Source organism: Pseudomonas sp. Ag1 (assembly GCF_000278565.1).
Classification (GTDB): domain Bacteria; phylum Pseudomonadota; class Gammaproteobacteria; order Pseudomonadales; family Pseudomonadaceae; genus Aquipseudomonas.
The window spans coordinates 17,652-36,499 of record NZ_AKVH01000069.1; the positions used below are offsets into that span (position 1 = coordinate 17,652).

Annotated in this window: 18 protein-coding genes and 1 pseudogene; 5 read left to right on the plus strand and 14 right to left on the minus strand. The window is 57.6% G+C overall.

Annotation, left to right across the window (positions count from 1 at the left end; genetic code table 11):
* Positions 1-11: 11 nt before the first annotated feature.
* Complete coding sequence (locus A462_RS27740; RefSeq protein ID WP_008431729.1) at positions 12-965, plus strand: LysR family transcriptional regulator; 954 nt, start codon at positions 12-14, stop codon at positions 963-965.
* Positions 949-1,572 carry a UbiX family flavin prenyltransferase gene (locus A462_RS27735; protein WP_008431731.1) on the plus strand — a complete coding sequence of 208 codons (624 nt, stop codon included), beginning with the start codon at positions 949-951 and terminating at the stop codon, positions 1,570-1,572. The genes A462_RS27740 and A462_RS27735 overlap by 17 nt, the downstream gene beginning before the upstream one ends.
* A gap of 16 nt (positions 1,573-1,588) precedes the next feature.
* Here A462_RS27735 and A462_RS27730 read toward each other — a convergent pair whose 3' ends face one another.
* A complete protein-coding gene (locus tag A462_RS27730) occupies positions 1,589-2,368 on the minus strand; it encodes an alpha/beta fold hydrolase (RefSeq protein ID WP_008431733.1) in 780 nt (259 codons plus the stop codon).
* 90 nt (positions 2,369-2,458) lie between these two features.
* On the opposite strand from A462_RS27730, the gene A462_RS27725 reads away from it, so the two are divergent.
* Both A462_RS27725 and A462_RS27720 read left to right on the plus strand, forming a co-directional pair.
* Positions 2,459-3,430: an XdhC family protein gene (locus A462_RS27725; protein ID WP_008431737.1), complete on the plus strand. Its 972-nt coding sequence runs from the start codon at positions 2,459-2,461 to the stop codon at positions 3,428-3,430.
* Positions 3,431-3,619: 189 nt separating this feature from the next.
* On the plus strand, positions 3,620-4,474 hold the full coding sequence (locus A462_RS27720) for a helix-turn-helix transcriptional regulator (RefSeq protein WP_008431739.1): 855 nt from the start codon (positions 3,620-3,622) through the stop codon (positions 4,472-4,474).
* A gap of 104 nt (positions 4,475-4,578) precedes the next feature.
* On the opposite strand, the gene A462_RS27715 is transcribed toward A462_RS27720, so the two are convergent.
* The 8 genes from A462_RS27715 to A462_RS27680 all read right to left on the minus strand — a co-directional run bounded on the left by A462_RS27715 (position 4,579) and on the right by A462_RS27680 (position 12,916).
* Entirely contained in the window at positions 4,579-4,869 is a 291-nt protein-coding gene (locus A462_RS27715) for a DUF6388 family protein (RefSeq protein ID WP_008431741.1), read from the minus strand.
* A gap of 70 nt (positions 4,870-4,939) precedes the next feature.
* A complete protein-coding gene (locus A462_RS27710; RefSeq protein WP_238544207.1) occupies positions 4,940-5,611 on the minus strand; it encodes an SPOR domain-containing protein in 672 nt (223 codons plus the stop codon).
* A gap of 479 nt (positions 5,612-6,090) precedes the next feature.
* Positions 6,091-7,524, minus strand: coding sequence for an alginate export family protein (locus A462_RS27705; protein ID WP_008431745.1), 1,434 nt, complete (start codon positions 7,522-7,524; stop codon positions 6,091-6,093).
* Positions 7,525-7,754: 230 nt separating this feature from the next.
* Positions 7,755-9,098, minus strand: coding sequence for an MFS transporter (locus A462_RS27700; RefSeq protein ID WP_008431747.1), 1,344 nt, complete (start codon positions 9,096-9,098; stop codon positions 7,755-7,757).
* 71 nt (positions 9,099-9,169) lie between these two features.
* Complete coding sequence (locus tag A462_RS27695; protein WP_008431749.1) at positions 9,170-10,180, minus strand: 2Fe-2S iron-sulfur cluster-binding protein; 1,011 nt, start codon at positions 10,178-10,180, stop codon at positions 9,170-9,172.
* Positions 10,177-11,148: a PdxA family dehydrogenase gene (locus tag A462_RS27690; RefSeq protein ID WP_238544208.1), complete on the minus strand. Its 972-nt coding sequence runs from the start codon at positions 11,146-11,148 to the stop codon at positions 10,177-10,179. Before A462_RS27690 ends, A462_RS27695 begins: the two co-directional genes overlap by 4 nt.
* Positions 11,149-11,171: 23 nt before the next feature.
* The gene (locus A462_RS27685) at positions 11,172-11,642 is read right to left on the minus strand and encodes an aromatic-ring-hydroxylating dioxygenase subunit beta (protein ID WP_032898825.1); all 471 of its coding nucleotides are present in this window, start codon (positions 11,640-11,642) and stop codon (positions 11,172-11,174) included.
* A gap of 14 nt (positions 11,643-11,656) precedes the next feature.
* On the minus strand, positions 11,657-12,916 hold the full coding sequence (locus A462_RS27680) for an aromatic ring-hydroxylating dioxygenase subunit alpha (RefSeq protein WP_008431757.1): 1,260 nt from the start codon (positions 12,914-12,916) through the stop codon (positions 11,657-11,659).
* Positions 12,917-13,109: 193 nt separating this feature from the next.
* Here A462_RS27680 and A462_RS27675 point away from each other — a divergent pair, with 193 nt between their 5' ends.
* Positions 13,110-13,841: an IclR family transcriptional regulator domain-containing protein gene (locus A462_RS27675; RefSeq protein ID WP_032898827.1), complete on the plus strand. Its 732-nt coding sequence runs from the start codon at positions 13,110-13,112 to the stop codon at positions 13,839-13,841.
* A gap of 439 nt (positions 13,842-14,280) precedes the next feature.
* Here A462_RS27675 and A462_RS27670 read toward each other — a convergent pair whose 3' ends face one another.
* From A462_RS27670 to A462_RS27650, 5 genes and pseudogenes are all read right to left on the minus strand, one after another.
* On the minus strand, positions 14,281-14,814 hold the full coding sequence (locus A462_RS27670; protein ID WP_050550297.1) for a phosphate-starvation-inducible PsiE family protein: 534 nt from the start codon (positions 14,812-14,814) through the stop codon (positions 14,281-14,283).
* Positions 14,815-15,057: 243 nt separating this feature from the next.
* A pseudogene (locus A462_RS27665) lies at positions 15,058-15,297 on the minus strand (IS5/IS1182 family transposase); the annotation flags it as partial.
* A 185-nt stretch (positions 15,298-15,482) separates the two neighbouring features.
* Positions 15,483-16,937, minus strand: coding sequence for a tyrosine-type recombinase/integrase (locus tag A462_RS27660; protein WP_008431764.1), 1,455 nt, complete (start codon positions 16,935-16,937; stop codon positions 15,483-15,485).
* A gap of 246 nt (positions 16,938-17,183) precedes the next feature.
* Positions 17,184-18,026 (minus strand): CmcJ/NvfI family oxidoreductase, encoded by an 843-nt coding sequence (locus A462_RS27655; RefSeq protein WP_008431766.1) that lies wholly within the window; start codon positions 18,024-18,026, stop codon positions 17,184-17,186.
* Between the two features lie 28 nt (positions 18,027-18,054).
* Positions 18,055-18,795, minus strand: coding sequence for an SDR family NAD(P)-dependent oxidoreductase (locus tag A462_RS27650; RefSeq protein ID WP_008431768.1), 741 nt, complete (start codon positions 18,793-18,795; stop codon positions 18,055-18,057).
* Positions 18,796-18,848 lie beyond the last annotated feature (53 nt).

Here is an 18,848-nt window from a genome sequence, read left to right on the forward strand (position 1 = left end):
CGAGGGTGACTATGGAGCTGCGTCATCTGAAGTATTTCACCTGTCTCTACGAAGAGGGCTCCGTCACCCGGGCTGCGCAGCGCTTGAATATCGTGCAACCGGCGTTGTCGATGCAGATCGCCAGGCTTGAGGAAGAACTCGGGCAGACGTTGTTCGAGCGCAGCTCCAAGGGCATGGCGCCGACCGAGGCCGGAGATCAGGCTTATCGCTTGTTCATGCCGATCCTTGGCCAACTGCTTGCGGCGCGTCAGACCCTGATCGACCGTGGTGGCCAGATTGGCGGACGCATCAGCGCAGGGCTGATCGCGTCTGCCGCCAACAACGCGTTGGCCAGCACTCTGGCGCATTTTGTCGAGCATCACCCGCAGGTCGAACTGCGCGTCACCTCGGGCTACAGCCAGGAACTGATCGCGAAGGTCCTGACCGGTGTGCTGGATTTCGCGGTCATCAACCAAAGCTTCCAGCATGAGCACTTGATCGGCCACGACATCTTCGATGAGGAGTTACTGGTCGCCACCGGTGCAGCCAATCGCCTCAACGGAGCGTTGCCATTGCCGTTGGCCAGTCTGGCGGGGTTCAAACTGGTGCTGCCCTCGCGTCGTCACGGGTTGCGCAGGGTGATCGACCAACACCTTGCCGCCCAGGGCATTGAAGTCACCCCGCAGTTGGAGGTGGACGATCTGGCGGTCATCGAAGACTTCTTGCGTCGTAGCGACTGGGTCAGCGTGCTGCCGGCAACCGTGCTGCATCGCGGATTGCACGAAGGCGCGTTGCGCGCCTATCCGCTGGCCGCGCCAGGGATCAGCCGGCGCATGGTCTGTGTGCACGACGCCCGTCGACCACTGACCCCGGCGGCAATGCTGTTCATCGAGATGATCGGCAAAACCATGACCACCGCACTCGACACCATCCATTTCTATAAAGAAGGTCCGATAGAGGAAGGCGACTATGAGCGCTCCCAGTAATACCCGACCGCAGCGTCTGATCGTAGGAATTTCCGGTGCCTCCGGCGCCGTTTATGGCGTGCGTCTGCTGGAGCTGTTGCGCGACACGCCGATTGAAACCCATCTGGTGGTCAGCAAATCGGCGCTGATTACTTTGGCCCATGAAACCGAAATGTCCTGGTCCCGGATCAAGACCCTTGCGGACGTCAGCTACGTCAATCAGGACATCGGCGCGGCCATTGCCAGTGGCTCGTTCAAAACCATGGGCATGATCATCGCGCCGTGTTCGATACGCAGCTTGTCGGAGATCGCCAGCGGCGTGACCTCAACACTGCTGACCCGCGCCGCCGACGTGGTGCTCAAGGAGCGCCGGCGCCTGGTGCTGATGGTTCGCGAGACGCCACTGCACCGCAATCACCTGCGCAGCATGACCGAGTTGGCTGAACTCGGTGCAGTGATCGCGCCGCCAGTGCCAGCGTTCTATGCCAAGCCGACCAGCCTGGAAGACATGATCGATCACACCGTGGGACGAGTGCTGGATATGTTCGATATCGAACTGGGTGTCGTCCGTCGCTGGCGCGAACGGCCGGAGCGCGTAGCAACGCTGGATGAGGTGGTCGATGGTTGAGTCACGTTCGGTGCATTCAGGCGGGGAGGCGCTCCAGGAATTCGCAGATCAATTGCAAGGTCCGCTCGGTCGCTTCGGTCTGGGGAAAGTGCCGGCAGTTATCCAGCAACACACAGCGGCACGGTCCAGGCACCTGTCGCTGGATGACCTCCAGTTGCTCGGGTGTGGCGTAGTGGTCTTCGCGACCCTGAATGACCAGCAACGGCTTTTCGATATAAGCCAACTGCGCTTCGAGATCGTCCAGGGAAAAGTCCGGGTGCAACCAACTGTCGCTCCAACCGTGAAAAGCGCCGTCGACATTGGCCCCATGGTGGCGTGCCAGGCGTTCGCGCAATTCGCCCTGATGCCAAACCTCGGTGGTATGGCGAATGCCATCGAGGCTCTCGGTCTCGACAATCACGTGAGGCGCCAGTGCAATGCTGCCCAACACGCGCGGATCGTTGGCGGCGGCATAGGCGAGGACGATGGATGCACCGTCACTGTGACCGAGCAAGACCACTTGCGGCAGTTGCAAGGCATCGAGCAATTGCCGCAGTTCACGAGGGCCGTCGCTGCTCAGGTAGTTCAGCGGACGCGGCAGGGTTACCGGGCTCGATTGCCCATAACCCTGACGGCTGTAAGTGACCACACCGCAACCGCTGGCCTGGGCCAGGCGCAGGGGGAAGTCTTTCCATTGGTCGGCGCTGCCGAGACCTTCGTGCAGCAGCACCAGCGTCGGTCGCGATGGGTCAGCCGCAGGCAGATGGCGATATTCCAGGCGCAGCGGCCCAAGTTGCAAAAATTGTTGTGGCGACATGTTGAATCAACGATTGAACAAGATTGCTCGAAGGTTACCGTAAACGTAACCCTGCATGCAGCACCACGCTTTGCTTGAGGTACAGAAAACATGCGTCATCTTGATGTTCAGGTGATCGACCAGGCACTGCAATGGGCTCGCGCCGGGCAGGCCCAGTGGCTGTGCACGGTGCTCTCCACCTATGGCTCGGCGCCGCGTGCGCCGGGTGCGATGCTGGTGACCAATGGCTCTGGCGAACACGTCGGCTCGCTGTCGGGTGGCTGCGTCGAAGAGGAGTTTCTCGAAAGCCTGACACGCGGTGAGTTACGCGAACCGGCGCAGATCGTCAGTTATGGCGACAGCGTCGAGCAACGCCACCGTCTACGATTGCCCTGTGGTGGCGTGCTGATCGTGCTGGTCGAGCACCGTGCTGCCAGTCTCGAATGGACCGCGCACCTGGAGAGTCTGCAAGCGGCGTTACTGGGCCAGCGCCGTCTGCTGCGTCACGTCGAGCTGAGCAACGGTGCCTTGCGCCTGGACGCAGACACCGGACACGGCAGCGAGCGGGTGCAAGTCGTCGACGAAAGGGTGCGCATCAGTGTTGGCCCGGCGTTACGACTGATTCTGGCCGGGCTGTCGCCGGTCGCGGAAGTCTGCGCCAGTTTCGCCCGCGCCATCGGCTGCGAAGTCATCGCCTGCGACCCCCGGGAAGAGATGCTGCATATCCAGCTCGAAGGCGTGGAGATGCAACGCGTGCTGCCCTCGATGTTCATCGCCGCCGGTGGTTGCCATGCGGCGACCGCGGTGGTGGCGCTGACTCACGATCCGCGAATCGATGATCTGGCGCTGATGGAAGCGGTGCACACTCCAGCGTTTTACATCGGCGCCATGGGGTCTCAGGCAACCTCGGCCAAACGCGCCGAGCGGCTCAAACGCATCGGTGGTCTGACGGATGAACAGATTGCCCGTTTGCACATGCCCATCGGCCTCGATCTGGGCAGCAAGGCCCCGGCGGAAATCGCTCTGGCGGTGGTGGCCGATATCCTGCGCGTTTATCACGGGAAAGAACGCGATGCCTTGTAAGGCGGTTTATCCGATGAGCGTGGGGGCTGCGAAAGTCGAGGTAGACCCTCAATCCTTCGCGCGCGATAGTAGCCAGCCACGTGTTGCTGAACCATTGAGTGACCGCCGGGGTCCAGAAACACATAGACGCCGCGATAATCCTGCATTGTGGCCGAAAACAATATCGCTTCTAGCGAGCGGAGGAATCTGATGTCGATTGCCCAACGGGTTTTCCACGGCAGGTTTGGCCGGGTCGCCTTGCTGAATATGGATCGTTCGCTGGTCACCCACACCCATTCCGAATGCCATGTGCTGGTCAAAGTGTCTGGCGAAGACACTTACTTCAACGTCAACGGTCGGCGGGTTCCGCTCAGCGATCGCACGGCGGTGCTGGTCAACGCCTGGGAGCCGCATTTCTACGATCCGCAGCCGGGTGCCGGTGCCACCGTAATCCTGGCGCTCTACATCGAGCCCGCCTGGCTGGCCACTGCCCAGCAGTCGCTGGCGCTCAGCGGTCGACCGGACTTTTTTGCCCAGCCGTGTATCGAGCTGTCGAGTCGTAATCGCACCTTGGCCGACATCCTGGTCGCCGAAGCGCATGGCTGCGGGATCGTGCCGAAAGAGCGCATGGAATTCATGCTGTTCGACTTCCTGATCGAACTGATCGAGGACTTTTCCAGTTGGCGGCATTTGTCGCTACTGGGTGCGCCGAACTCAGGTGAGTTCCGGGACGCGCGCGTGCGCCGTGGCACCGCCTGGTTGCTTGAGCACCTCGATGATCCGAACCCGATCGACAACGCCGCGCGGGCTTGTGGTCTGTCGCGGGCGCACTTCTTTGCGCTGTTCAAGAAAGATACCGGGATGACGCCGACCCTGCTGCTTAACGACGCGCGTATGCGCCGGGCTTTTGCCTGGCTGGAGAGTGAGCGCAGTGGAACGTTGGGCCTGTTGTCGGAGAACCTCGGGTTCTCCGAGCAAGGTCATTTCACCCGGTTTTTCCGTCAACACATCGGAGCTTCTCCCAGCCAGTATCGGCGTGTAGTGGATTGCTATGCGGCGGTTTGAACCGAGAGGAGGGCGGGGGGTATTGGGCAACCCTCCCGCCTATGAAGTTAGTCTTTCATCTTGAAACTGGCGGCTTGTATAGGCTACGAAAGTTGTAGGGTCTACTAATCGTCCAGAAAATCATAAATCTCTTTCATGCGTTCTTCACGCATCAACTCAAGCTCTTCCTTAGTGTCAGCCACCCACTGCAGAATGAAGTCCCAGCAATCGCAGTCGTGAGCGTCTGCTTCTGCTTCAAATGCTTCTTGCAGAAATTTCAGGCGATATTCTTCTGGCGAAAGCCCGCAGTTTTCAGCGAGGTTGTAGTTCAGCTCGCTGAGTTCAAGTTGGATCCATAAGTTGGCGGCCAGGAACTTTTTCAGGGCGAGTTCGGCTCTAAGCTCTTTTGCAATCATGAATGCTCTCTTGTGTCACAAAATAAGTAGCCGTTTGGTTGAGGTTGGTGCAGCGCTAAATCGGGCTATGTCAATTTCCCGCCATCATCCATCCTCTAACGCCATGACTTTCACTCAACTCTTTCACGACTCGAGCCGCGTCCTGCTTCTGTTTATACGGGCCGATGACGACAAAGTTGTTTTCTTTACGCGCTACCGGCAACTCCAGCTGCTTGATGGCTTTTGTGGCGCGATGACGGTTGGGTGTGTTCAACGCTATTTCGATCACCCATAAGCCGGATGAAGGCGTGACTGAAGCGGGTTTTGCAGTATGGGAAATGAAGCCGCCGCACGTCAAACACGGGCGTTCCAGCGTGATTAGCGAGCCTGGCACGGTGCGAAAGACGTGCCATTGCGGATCAATGGTTTTTTTGCGGGCGAATACGGCCAAGAGCAGGCCGGTAACAGTGATCAGACCGCTGAGAATAATCGTCCATTTGTGTGCCTGTGCGGGCAATGAAGGCAGCGTAAGTACTGGAGTTTCGTCTGGCTTTTCGACCAAAAACTGTACGGCGTCAGCCTCCGTTGAATCGGGTAGGTGGGACCCGTTTTTCGCAAGGGACGTGAGCCCGTCGGAATGTTTTGTACTGAGCTCTGTCACAACTTTATTAGCGGTGTCATCGATGAGTTGTTCGAACTTTGTCACTTTTTGCTGGATGTACGAATTGTCGACGTTATTTTGACAAATGGGTCCTGTAGACATGTAGGTCCATAGTAGTGCTGATAGTTGCCCCAAAATGCCAGTTACCAGGAAGCCCAAGCCAAGCTTTCGCACAGCGGTCATCTCCAAATCAAGTGAATAGTTATTTGTCCCGTTTCTTTCTGATAAACAGGGTTCTATTGTTGATCCTGGGATGGTCTAAATTCTTGAGCGCGTCAGTGCGCCCAAGAGCCAAAACTAGTTGGCTGCTTTTTGTTGTTTGAAAGAACATCGGGCATGCACTTTATAGACTGTTGGTTGACGAAAAAGGCTCAGGTGATCGAAAAAACACCGTATCAGATGGATTTTAGGGTGATGCATTAAAACACTTGTATTCAAGGTGAATATCGAGGCCAAAGCACCTTACTGTCGGAAAGCCTCGACGATTCACCGATATCAATCTGGTGCGCACAGTCAACGTCTTTGTCGACGGCAAATTTAATGAATTGCCGAGCAGCGTTCCTGCCGGATGTTCTTGATGCCTAAAAGCGAAACGTGGAGCGCAGCACCAGTATTTGCGAGTTGTTGCCGCCGGCGCTTTTGATCGCCGAACCGATGTCGTAGAACAAATAGTCGAGGTCAACGGAAACGTTAGCGGTCGGCGTCCAATTGGCGTTGGCCTGATACAGGGTGCCCAAGCGTTTTCCGCTGCTGGTGGTTGTTCCGGGGACTGTGGTCATGCCTGGCAAATAGACGCCGTCATCGTTGCTTTCTCGCCAGGCAGCAAATACGCCCGGTTCGAAACGGAACTTGTTGAAGGGAGAGAACCTGAGTGTCGGGCCTACCAGAATGATGTTCGACAACGTTGTCAGGCTGGCCTGACCGTAGAAGGCGTTCTTGGGAAACAATGGATCGAAAGTACCAGCCTTGTGATCGCCATCCTTATCACCGCTCGCGGCATCGACACGCAAACCCAGACGCGCTTTCCAGGGACCCGCAAAGGTATAACCGCTATCGCTGGAAACCGCCCAGGCGTTGATGTCGGCGCTGGCCATATGGCCCACCTGCTTCATCAGATCCCAGCTCCAGTCGAATTTATTCCATGTGCCGAACAATCGCGTGCCGAAGGTGTAGCGATTGTCCTCTCCGGTAAAACCGTCGAGCTTGCGCTGCTCTGTTTCCAGGCCAAAGGCGTACAGATCGGCTTTCAATACGCTGGACAGGGGCAGGGTGCCATAGAGCCCGTAGAACTTTTGCTGATGATTGCTTGTGTCGTTGAACGAGCCATTGTCTCTGCTAACCACGGGTCTGGTGGCGAACGCGTCCAGCTTGTAACCATCCTTAGCAATCCAGCTCAGGCGCACACCATCAAACGACTGCCGTATGTTGGGGATTTCGCGATAGGTCACCAGTACCTGATTACCGTAAGCCATCTCCTGCCGACCGACCCGCGTTGTCAATGTGCCGCTCTGGTAATGAAGATTGCCGTCGATAAAGGCCTGTTGTATTTCATTACGGCTCTGATCGGAAGGACTGGGCAAGTCCTTACCCCATGTCCGAGTATTTTGTAATTGGATAAAGGTGCGCAGGCTGTCGTCGAATAAGTGCAGGTCGACATGTACTTGCGCACGTTGCATTAAATAAGAGTCGTCCTTTACTCCGCGCAGGCCGAACACCGGTTGGTCCGCCGCATCGGCGCGATAACGCAGTTCCGCTCCGGTCTGCAGCCAGGCAGAGTCCGACAGGCGCTGAAAACGTAATGCATCGAACGGGTCCGTGCGTTTTGCCGGGTTATCGAGAAAGCGATAATCCTCCACCCAGCGCGCAGGTCCCGGACGCAAAGGGCGGGATACCTCAAGGGGCGAGGGAGGCGTGGACTGAATCTCTTGGGCCTGAGCGGTCGACAGGACCGTTTGGCCGAGGGCCATAATGATCGGCAGGTGGAACGAGTAACGCTTCAGTGTTGTGCTGGACATCAGATGACTCCTGTTTTTATTGTTCGTAGGGCAGGTAGACACGCGCGGGGATGCCTCAACATGAAGTTGAATTCGCGTCGATGTTGTTCCGGTTTAAACGTTTCGCTGCTTTGGAAAGAAGCGCTCTGCGTTTGCGTTGAATAAAGAGTGGGTTGATTTCAAGGGACGTAAATCCTTATTCATCCCTTGGTGAGCTTTCATTGAAGTTGTCGAGTAGTACCGCTCGTGTTTTAAAGCGTGCTGCTGCCGTATCGTCGACCGAGAAACAGGACGAGTAACCCGGCGATCAACATCGGCACGGCCATGGCATAGAAAACCGCCGAGGGTGACCAGCCCATACCCAAGGCTGCGCCGACCACGATGGGGCCAGTAATCCCGCCGATCCGCCCGATGCCCAATGCCCAACCGACTCCGGTCGAACGTATCGGCGCCGGGTAGAAAACCGCCGCCAGGGCGATGAGGCTTTTTTGCCCGCCGCTGATGCAGCAGCCTGCGAGGAAGTTGGCGGTCAACAGCATCCACAGCGGGCTTTTGAACGCCAGACCGGTCAATGCCACGCACACGAATCCGACGAGATAAAGAATGCCCAGGGTTTTGTAGGCGCCCAACCGGTCCATGGAGGGGCCGGTAATGAACGCAGCCGCGATACCGCCCACGGTGGTCAGTGTGGTAGCCATCACCACGGTGCTCATTGGGTAGTTGAGCCCCGTCATGATCGATGGCAACCAGCTTTGCAAGGCGTAGAACTCACCCAGGTTAATCGCGAACACCAGCCATAACAGTACGGTGCCCAATACCCGATCACGGGTGAACAGACTGGCGAGTGCTCCACGTTGCCCTTGCCCTTGCTCGAGAGCGTCGACGATGAATGTCGGCTTCTCCTGTCGTGCAATGGTTGGGTCTATTTTTCGGAAAATTTTCAGGATTCGTTCGGCTGTCACCTTGCGATGGATCATGAACACCATGGATTCCGGCAGGAAACGAATCAGTACGGGTACCAGCATCAACGGCGCCAGGGCTCCGATCCAGAACATCGAGCGCCAGCCGTAGTGGGGGATGAACCAGTTCGCCGCCAGGCCCGCCGCGATAAATCCGAGGGAGAAACCGCAGTAAATAGCCAGAACAAAGGTTGCACGAAAGCGTTTGGGGCTGTATTCGCCGGTCATGGCGATCGCACTTGGGGCTGCGGCGCCCAGGCCGACCCCGGTGATAAAGCGCAGGATCATCAGCTCGGTCACGTTGTCGGCCCATACCGATGCCAAGGTGCAAATGCTGAAGACAATGGTGCTGACGATGATTGCTTTCTTATGTCCAAAGCGTTCGGACAGTGGGGTAAGCACCAGATAGCCGATCATCAAACCAGCGAGCGACGAAGAAAATATCGGTCCCAGCATATGCCTGGGCAGGTTCCATTCACTGGCTATATAAGGCGCCATGTAACTAATGGCCTGGGTATCGAATCCATCGAGGAACATGACAAGGCCGCACAGGATGATGACCAAGTACTGAAACGGACTTACGGGTCGTTCATCCACGAACTGCGGAAGCTGCAAGGGCTTTGATTCGGGCAACATGGTTTTTCCTCATGGCCATTTTGGCCTTTTTTGTTTTTATTGCGTGCACACGCAGGCGGAGAAATAACCGCCTATGAAGGCGGTTGGATCTCTCCAGAGGGTACAAATGCGTCGCAGAAGAATGCGTCAGGCGACAACTGGCCTTCGGCAGTCAGGTCATTGAGCGCCGCGGTTGTCATGACCGGATTACCGCAGGCATACACTTGATAGGCACCCAGGTCGGGGTAATCCTCGAGAACTGCGCGGTGCACCCAACCGGTACGGCCGGACCAGCCTGGCTCGGGCTCGGAAAGCACCGGGGTGAAGCTGAACCCGGGCAGGCGCCTGGACCATAGTGCCGGTAGGTCGCCGAGGTACAGGTCGTCGCTGTTGCGTGCCCCCCAGAACAGGTGCATGGGTCTTGAGCCACCGCGTTTGATCTGGTCTTCGATGATGGACTTGAGCGGCGCCATGCCCGTACCGGTGCCCAGCAGGATGACCGGATGGTCGACCTCTTCGTCCAGTGAAAATTCGCCATAGGGCAGCTCGACGTTGAGCGTGTCGCCTTTTTCCAATCCCGCCAACACGCCCTCGGAAAAGCGCCCTCCAGGAACATGGCGAATATGCAGTTGCACGCCATCGCTCTCATGCGGCGCATTGGCCATGGAGTAGTTACGGCTGTCGCCATCCTCCATCAACACTTTCAGGTATTGACCGGCCTGGAATTTGGCGCGCACACCCGAAGGGAAGCGTAGGTGCAGAACCACGACATCGGCGTTGGGGCGGGTGAGGCGATGGACCTTGGTGGTAATGACCTTGCGTACCGGCGCCGCGCGTTGAACGATGCGTTTGGGGGCGATTTTCACCGGCGAGCACGGACGCGCCTGACACAGCAGCACCCCCGTGGCAGGCCCGCGTGCGAGCCCTTGTCCGCGTACTTGCAATTCCCCGGCGATCAAGCCGCCTTCGCAGGTCGAGCACACGCCCTTGCGGCAGGAGTAGGGGATCGAAAACCCCGCCCGCTCGGCAGCATCCAGCACTGTCTCGTCGGGCTCGCAGGGAAAGACGATGTCCGTTCCAGAGACTGTTACGTCGAACGTCATGCCAAAACCTCCTGGCTGGAAAGAGCCGCACCACCTACCAGGCGCAACGCGCGGATCACTGCTTCGGGATCGGCGAGGTTTTTACCGGCGATATCGAAAGCCGAGCCGTGACCCACGCTGGAAAAGATCAGGCCGGCGCCGATGGACAACGCCGAAGCGGTACGCCCGGCCAGCAGTTTGATCGGGATGTGACCCTGGTCGTGATACATGGCAATAAAGGCGTCAAAGCCATTTTGGCCGAGCATCAGATCGGCGCCGACCGGCCCATGGGCATCGATACCCGCCTGCCGCAGGCGCTCGACGGCCGGGACAGTTATCTGCTGATCGTCCTGACCGAACAGGCCGTTTTCACCCGCATGAGGATTGATGCCGAAGACGCCAATGCGCGGAGCATTGATGCCCAGCGCGTGGAGTGCAGAAACTGCTGCATGACCTGCGGCCACCACCAGCTCGGGCGTCAGCCTGGCCAGTGAATCGGCCAGGCGCTCGTGCAAGGTGACGTGGACGATCCGCATCCCCGCACCGATCAGCATCAGAAACACACGGTCGGACTCGACGCCTACCAGTTTGGCCAGCAGGTTTGGGTAACCGGAAAAATCGATGCCGGCGGCATTGATCGCCGTCTCGGAATGCGGGCACGCGACAATGGCGCGTGCCCGGCCCAGGCTCAGACCCATCACTGCGGCAGACAAATAATCCACCGTGGCAGCACCTGCCGAGGCATTCACTTGCCCAGGCACGAAAGCCTCGGATGCCAGACTATGTACGGGCAGCATGTGGATCACTCCCGCTTCTGCCGGTGCGGTGCCGTCAGTCTCTTTGACTCGCAGGCCAACGTCCTGCGCATAGGCTTCGACGACAAACCGATCGCCGACGATAACCGGATTCAACTCGGGTTCGTTCTGCAGAGCCGCGACGGCTTTGACAGCGATTTCCGGGCCGATGCCGTTGGGGTCGCCGATGCTCAAGAGGATTCGCGATGCCGGCAGCCTCATAGCGGCAGCGCCAGCAGCGTGTCGATGCGTGAGCTGTCGCACACCACGGTTCGTTCAGCCAACATGGCTGTTTCGCCGTCGACCCGGTAGCAATCGATATAGCGGCCGGAGACGAAGTTCTCGGTCGTGCCGTCGCGCATGATGCGCAGCACCAGGAATGCAGTCTCGCTGCGCACCAGGTTGCCGCTGTATTCCAGGATCACCGGCTGATTGAGCATATGGCGGTAGCTGTGCCGCTCGTAGATATTGGCGTCGCGCAAGGCGGATACCCGGTCAATCAACATTCCGCGGTTGTCGGCCCAAATCATGCCGGCGGGCAATCCTTGTCGGTAGTTATCGGCAGTGGTAACGGTATACAGGCACTTCTCCAGGAAAAACTCCGGCCATGCTTCAAGCGGGCCTTCATCGATGCAGCGGGCATATAGAGCTTGTGACTGGCTGATCAGTGCAAAAATATTATGTGTCACGAATGATTCCCTCTTCATAGATCCATGGCTGCGCGATAGGCCTTCCAGAAACCGCGGATAGACGCTTCGGTAATCCGGCTATCACTCGATTCGGCGTCAGTCCCGCCCATTTCCAGCACCGCGCTGTGATTGGAGGCGCCAGCGATGCCACGCTGGACAAAGCCGCCTACGCAACCATCTTCCATGGAGATATAGCCAGCGGGACCGACAAGGTTGGCCTGCTTCAGACGCGTCAGTCGTTGTTCGTGCGTGTCGTCTTCAAAGCCCAGGTAGGTCCAGTTGAGCTGAGTCGTTTCCACGCCCCGTGGCAGCACTTGGCGGACGGCGACTGAATTCTGGATCTGTTGCAGTACGAAGCAGGGGAAGATCGACAGGATTTGCAGCGTGACGTCATCACCGACTTCACTGAAGCCTTCGAGCAAAGAGGGATCCTGCAACTGATAGGCGCTGTCGGAGCGGATGCTTTGTTCTGCATAGGAGGCATCGCGCTCGGCCTGACGTTCGGCTTCACGGTCGATGGCCGAGTAGCTGACGTGATGTCCGCCGCTCTCATCAACGATGATCGCACCGCGCTGGGACAGGCGGTTGATCTCGAAGGTGGTGAAAAACAGATGCAGGATACTGGCGTGGTACGAGTCTTTGACGTTCTCGATGTACAACTTCCAGTTGTTGGGCAGCATCTGGGTGAAGCGGCCCAGAACCACTGGCTTGCGTCCGCCGAGAACGCGTTCAATACGGCTGAGGATTTCCTCGCCCAGGTACTCTTCGATATCGGGCACGTCATCGCTGAAGCTGCCGAACACCAGGCCGTGGACAGTCGCTACGCGCAGCTTGCGCGGGCCGTGTTGTTCCATGCAGAACGAAGGCGCCATGCCGCCATTGCCCTTGATGCCATCTTTGAAAGCGATGCCGGTCAGATCGCCTTGCAGGTTGTAACTCCAGGCGTGATACACGCAGGTGAAGTCTTTGGCTTTACCACTGTCCTCCAGGGCAAGGAGGGCGCCACGATGCGCGCAGCGATTCTCGAAGGCGTAAAGTTCGCCGTCGCTGTCGCGGGTCACGACAATCGAGGTCTCGCCAATGAAACTGGTCTTAAAGTCGCCGGGCTCGGGAATCTCAGCCTCGAGGCACAGATAATTCCAGTGAGGCCCCTGGAACAGCCGCGTCTGTTCATCCTTGTACACAGCAGCGCTCTGAAAAGCCCAGTAGGGCACACGGGTCAATCCATCGGGCCACAGCGGGTTTTCAGGTACTCGATCAGTAATGATGTTCATTTTTTCTCCCGGATCAGGTCCTCATGGCTGCAGAAAAATGTTCTTTCCGACAAGCACATGGTTGACATGAGGTTTTATTTTTGTTCGAATAGCGAACATTGTTTCATTTCTCGAACAATTAGAGCGTTGGACAATTATGGTTGTCAAGAAAAATACGTCCGCTGATGGCGTAGCTGTGCGCGCGCCGGAAGGTATGTCGGGCCTAGCAAAGGGCCTGGCAATCATCGAAGTGTTCGGTTTGGAGCACTCGCGGTTGACGGTATCGGACGCGGCGGCACTGACCGACACCACCCGTGCCGCTGCCCGCCGATGCCTGCTTACTCTGGTGGATCTGGGCTATCTGACCCATGACGGCAAGCACTTCAGACCTACGCCTCGGTTCTTGCGACTCGGTGCGGCGTATCTGGATGCAGCGCCGTTACCGCAACTGGCGCAGCCATATTTGGCGTCGGCCCGTGAAGCGCTCGGGGAATCGATTTCCTTGGCAGTATTCGAAGATGGCTGGTCGGTATTCATCGCCCGTGCCGAGACGGCAAAAGTCGTGACTACCGGCGTACGCCTTGGTGCACGTCTACCGGCCTATGGCTCGGCAACGGGGCAGGTCTTGTTGGCGGGGTCGAGCGACGAAGAAATCCGCCGCTACCTGACTAATCCTCCGTCACCGACCACGGCTCACATGATCGTCGACCCGAAAGTGATCATGGACAGGATCGAGCAGGCACGGATCGAAGGGTTTGCTTTTACCGATGAAGAGCTCGAGCTGGGGATGCGTTCAATGGCGGTGCCGGTGAGAAATGCCCAAGGTAAAGTGGTCGCCGCCATGAGTGTCAGCACATTTACCGCACGTTTGACCCTTCAGGAATTACGCGATCAATGCCTGCCGGTGCTCCAGCAGAATGCTGCCTTGCTTGGGTGTATGCTTTGAGTGCGCCAGCTACCCTGTAGTCAGAGTGCGAGGAAGAGAGCATGGGGCACTCGCCGTGCGCTTGCGTGAGCGCAGGATGAGGCGAGGACGAGTATGCACTTGGCCTCGTTTGTGGTTGCCATAGACCAAAATTGGATGATCGACTATGCAGTCCTGACAGCTGCTACACGGGGTATGACCGCTCTTGGCTGTGGATTCAACCGGTCGACAACGGCAGCTATCGACCCTTCCTTGAGTAGTGTCCAGTTCTTGTCAGCCTTAGTAATGTGGTAGTTTTCCATTCGTTCCTCTTAACGCCATTGAGCGCATCTTCGATATGTGATCGGTTGACCACCGTCCTCCTAATGAGTTTAAAAAGGATGAGGTACGCCGGCGTCATCGCTTGCTCATATCATCCGTCACTACTGAGCACAGTTGGCTCCGGAATGGGCTCGAGCACTCAGGTATGATTTTGAGGGGGAGTGCTCATTTCCTCGCTGCGTCCCTCCTCACGTTCTCTCAATAGCCAGCAGACGACTCCGAGCACCAACGTAGCGAAGCCTAACGCGGCAATAGTAAGCGCAGGTGTGGTTGCTGAATCCAAAATGACGAACTTCCTACTGAGCGCTAGCAACGCTATCAACAGCACCGTCCGAACTTGAACGATGCTGTCGCGCCTTAGCGCCGGACGAACAATTGAGTGCTTGAACTCAAGAGCAATGAGCACGGTGAACATTGAGCCGAAAAGGGCCTGAAAAACATTGTGGTCTAAAGGATCCAGCGCACCATCAATTAGGAGCGGCAACACCCTTCGGCAGAGCCGTAGCAACGCCATTATGATTACAGACGCAATGATGAGACTTAGCGCAAGAACGACCACTTGTTCGAAACGCTCGTATGCACTCATCAGTGCCCACTGAAGCCTGAAATTTTTAAGCGTCGAGTTGCTCTCACGCTTTTCAGAATGAAGCTTTGACACGACTCGTCTCCACATCCGATACGATTTTGGGTACCACTCTGAGCAGTGCAAAAAAGCAGTCTGGTGTCGAATCGCGAACGATACAATCTCAATCCTTGCAGGGGAATCCTCGAGTGCTCATGCAAATGCTCATGGACAGTGTCTATCGGTGGGACGCCGCACTCGGCAGGTCACCCCTCCTCTCAGACCGATCTCGAATATGGGTTGCACCACATCAATTTCAAGGGCCTTTTTCTGGCGGTTGAATCAGTCTCAGAGGCTTTTCATAATCGTGGTGTTGGCTTTTGTTACGTGCGAACGCTCGTTCTTAAAGGCTCGCCATTCGCTACGCAATGCGTTGCCGTCCGGGCAGCGGTATTCCTCAGCCTCTTCATTCCAGTAGAAATCGTTACTCGAGAAGCTGTCGTTCTTGCGCTCGGTTTTGTCCCACACTGGCACATGCGGCTCGATGTTTTTTTCTTCCACCATCCAGGCCAGTATTGGCGCGGTACCGTAACTGTCCCATCATGCTGTGTGCTTCCCCTGCTGGCCAATGCAGAGATTTTGCCGCAGGCCAGACAGGGGAGCTACTTTTTCAACAGAATCGGCCGATTACTGCCGATCATGACGGGTTGAAATCGAGCTGAAGAAATCGCTCGTAGATGTCTACGAAGCTATGAGGACTCAGCACTAAAGAATCCTTCTTAAGAAGGCGGCAAGGATTCAGTGGCGGTGTAGGCTGGAAAAGACATCATCGACTCGGTCGGTGTGTGCTCGTAGGTTGAGGACAACACCGCACCGAGCCGATCGCCCAGCAGGTTCCAGGCGCGTTTCTTCTCTTCGGCATAGTCGTGATGCAGGTAGTGGCGCCTCACTCGGGAGCCGGCTAGCACATGGTTTTGGCAGCGATCGATGACGTCCAGGCTGATACCCAAGGCCTGCATCATGGTCGCGCCTGTACGGCGTAGGTCATGCGGTGTCCAGTCACCGTTCTGGCCGTCGGCAAGGACCAGCGTATCGTCATGACGCCGTCTGGAGAGGGCCTTGCGGTTTTTGAACCGCGCCTGGCGATCGCCGACCTGTTTACTCACCACTTTTACGTCCACATGCCCATCATCGAGCTTGTTCGGAAAGCACCATTGGGAATGTCCCGTGAGGGTCTTGAGTTCCTGAAAGAAATGCAGGGCGAAGGGGGAGAGGAAGACATGGTGGTCTTGTTTCTTGCCACGGGTGCCTTTGACGTTTTCGCTCGGGAGGAACCACGTTTGCCGCTCCAGATCGATATTTTTCCATTCAGCCTGCAGCAACTCACCAACCCGGCACAGCGTGCCCAGGCTGATCCAGAGCGCGAGCTGCGTTTCCTTCTTTAGCGGWCGAATGCCGTCGTATTTTTGGCCCGCGGGGAGGGCGTCGTAATCGGCRGTCATTTGCTGGAAGCGGTTGTGCARTTCCAACAGCTCAGCCGGKGARAGGATGCGGCTTCTTTCCGCTTCGTAGTCGGCAGGGATCAAGGGGGAGATGTCGACCAGTTCCGTCGGATCGCCCTCGACCAGTAACGCCCGCCAAGGTTGGCGCTTTCTGGCCCAACTGAACATTTGATTGAGGTCGGCGAAGAAGCTGATGGCTTGCCGGTGAGCGCCGCGGTTGACCACGGCCCGGATCAGTGCCCGAACATCGTGTTCGGAGACGCTGCTCACCGCGGTCTTGCCGAGTGCCGGAAAAAGGTCCTTGTTAAAACGGCGCTGCAATTCAGCATTGCCATCTTTGCGCGCCACGCCATCCAACAGCCACGCCTTGGCCAGATCCTGGACGGTCAGCGTTTTCACCTTCGTCGTTTTTACTAGTTCAGCCTCTACGTTAGCTGCTGCGTATGCTTGTGCCTTGGCGGTTTTCTTTTGCTCGTTGGGATTGATCTGCTCATCAATGAGCGCCCTGGCCTGATTACGCGCCTTGCGGATGTCTGTCAGGGATTTGCGTGGCCAGGACCCGCAGGCGTATTCTTTGTTCTGGTCGCCCCACCGATAGCGATAGAAAAAGCTGACCGACACRCCGTCCTTACGCASGGAAATTCGACCCGCGAGATTGCCATCCTCCCGGAGGATCCGGCCGGCATCATTGGCGGTCAGCGACTCRAGTTCTTTGATGGTGATTTTGGCCATGAAATGGACTCCCCCTACTTTTACCCCCACAAAAACGTCGGCTCTTGATGGACGTTSCTGGACTCTCGTAGAGCAGAACACCGCTGGAGCTCAAGTAAATACTAGCTTAGAAAAATCCAGAGTAAAATTTTGGAAGCTATCAAGAAGTATGAAAAAGGAGATGGGGTGCTAGGGGTCGAGTGTTCGAATCACTCCGTCCCGACCATATAATTTAAAAAGGCCGCGAGATTTATCTCGCGGCCTTTTTTATTTCCCTGCATTCCCAAAAAACACCAACGCCCGCACCTCGATACTCCTCCTTGGCGGTGCATCCACCGGCGTAGTCGGGTCATCAAACGCCGTATGTGCGCTGCGCCTTGCAACATCGCCACGCGAGTCATGGATCTTCAACAGCAGCACTTCATCCGGCCGCAACTGCGGGTAGTAATACCAGCGATGTGCGGGATTGGCCTTGACCGAAAAAGTCTCGCCAACCTTGTCCGGATACACCAGGTCGCTGGGCAGCAAGTCGCTCTCGGCCATGCTTTGCGCATCGCACAGGGCGAGTGGGGTACTCAGGACCGGCGCACCAATCGGCCGCCAGACGTTAATAATCGCAAACCGCTCCAGCAGCCGCTGTTCAGCCTCATCCGCAGGCAAATGATCACGTACCCTGCGAATCGCCGAGCGCTCGGTCTGGTCGTTATGCACGTACCGCACCGGCTCACGCAGCCCGCGGTCCTCGCGTCCGTGCTCGTCTACCCGGATGGTGTGGTCGAAGATCACCACTTTCACCGCACCGGTCTGTTGCTTGAGCAATGCTTCGGTTTCCGGATAGTAGTGTTCACGGACCTGATCATCGTTTTCCAGGTCAGGCACCGAGCTGGTGTGGTCGATCCTTTCGAAACCGTTGCGATCCAGATAAGCCGGTTCGTCGAGCAACCGGGCGTTGTGAATACTCACTTGGGTGGGGTCCAGCACGCCGTTGCGCTTGGGTGTGCCGTCTGGCTGCGGGAAGGTGTAGTTCACCGGTCGCTCGCCGGTGTCCAGCAGGTAGTTGAGTTCGCCGATGACCGATGGCGGGGCGAGATGAGTCTGATGAGTTCCCATGAACAATCCTCCAGGCGTGAGGCGGTTTTCAGAAGGGTTCCTTGAAGGGCCGCAGGTCCAGTTCCTGGGTCCAGGCGCTGCGCGGTTGGGTGTGCAGGTACCAATAGGCGTCGGCGATGTCTTCGAGTTTCAGCGCACCGTCTTCCCCCAGTCGCGCCAGGTAATCCGGTGCCCGGCTTTGCACGCGCTCACCGTCGATGGCGCCATCGATGACCACATGGGCGACGTGCACGTTTTGTGGCCCGAACTCGCGGGCAAATGACTGGCTCAGTGAGCGCAGTCCCGCCTTCGCGGCAGCAAAGGCGGCGAACGGTGGCTTGCCTCGCAATGAAGCGGTAGCCCCGGTGAACAACAGGCTGCCGCCACCACTGGCGAGCAGCAAGCGGGTGGCCTCGCGGGCAAACAGGAAGCCACCCAGGGTCGATGCCCGCCAGGTCTGCTCGAACAACTGCGCGCTCAACTCCAGGGTGGGCGCTGCGACGGAGTTGCCGACATTGAAGATCGCGGCCTTGAGGGGGCCCAACTGGCTGATCTGCTGGCTGGCGGCGATCACCTCGGACTCGATTCCCGAGTCCGCCACGATAGCCACCGCTTCCCCGCCGAGCGCACGGATGCCCTCGACCACAGCCTGCAACTTGTCCGGGCTCCTGCCGCTGACGGCCACCTGCAAACCCTCCCGCGCGAAGCGTCGCGCCAGCGCCGCTCCCAGGCCGGCCACGGCACCCACACCGGCAATCCACACCACAGGCTCGGATCGAGACTCAGACATTAGCCACTTCCTCAATGAGATACGTGGCTAACAATTTACCCATCGCCGGGCGT